General features: G+C 62.0%; 1 protein-coding gene. It reads right to left on the reverse strand.

All coding sequences use genetic code 11. The annotated features are described in order from the left end of the window. Positions 1-62: 62 nt before the first annotated feature. Positions 63-830: an IS6 family transposase gene (locus FZ938_RS30340; protein ID WP_149201869.1), complete on the reverse strand. Its 768-nt coding sequence runs from the start codon at positions 828-830 to the stop codon at positions 63-65. Between the last annotated feature and the right edge of the window lie 62 nt (positions 831-892).

An 892-nucleotide genomic window follows, 5' to 3' on the forward strand; every position in this document is an offset into this window, starting at 1 on the left:
GGCTCTGTTGCAAAGTTTGAAAGTAGGCGCGAGGTGATGGGTTACGGGCATCACCGCCGACGCTATGCGTCCTGGAGTTCGAGCTGCTGGCTGATGAACTGCACGGCTTCGGCGAGCACACCGGGTCCAAGGTTGAAGGCGCGTTCCACAAGGCGCGCCTCGCCCGGTATGTCGCGGGTGATGTTGAAGCTGGACGCTTGGCCTTTGCGGAGCGCCCGCATCACCTCAAAGCCCTTGATCGTCGCGTAAGCCGTCTTCAGGGTCTTGAAGCCCCGTACCGGGCGGATCAGCTGCTTCAGCTTGCCATGGTCGGCCTCCACCACATTGTTCAGGTATTTGGCCTGCCGGTGCTCGGTCTCCTCCGGACATTTGCCCTCGGCCTTCAGCTCCGCCAAGGCCGGCCCATAGGTTGGCGCCTTGTCGGTGTTGATGACCGTCGGCGTCTCCCACTCCTTCAAGCCGTTCAACGCCTTGGACAGGAAGCGCTTGGCGGCGGCGGTGTTTCGTGTGGGAGAGAGGTAGAAGTCGATGGTGTTGCCATGCTTGTCGACAGCCCGGTACAGGTACGCCCACTTGCCGCCCACTTTCACGTAAGTCTCATCAACCCGCCAGCTGGTTGACCGTGGGCAGCGCCACTGCCAGCGAAGGCGCTTCTCGATCTCCGGCGCGTACTTCTGCACCCAGCGATAGATGGTCGAGTGGTCGACCGAAACGCCGCGCTCGGCCATCATTTGCTCAAGGTCGCGGTAGCTGATGCCATATCGGCAGTACCAGCGCACCGCCCAGAGCACGATCTCACCCTCGAAGTGGCGTCCCTTAAAGTCCGACACGGCTTGGCTCCATCCAGCGTCCAGCCATTCCGCCGCCTGCCGGCAAACTTTGCAACAGAGCC

Source organism: Azospirillum oryzae (assembly GCF_008364795.1).
Classification (GTDB): Bacteria; Pseudomonadota; Alphaproteobacteria; order Azospirillales; family Azospirillaceae; genus Azospirillum; species Azospirillum oryzae.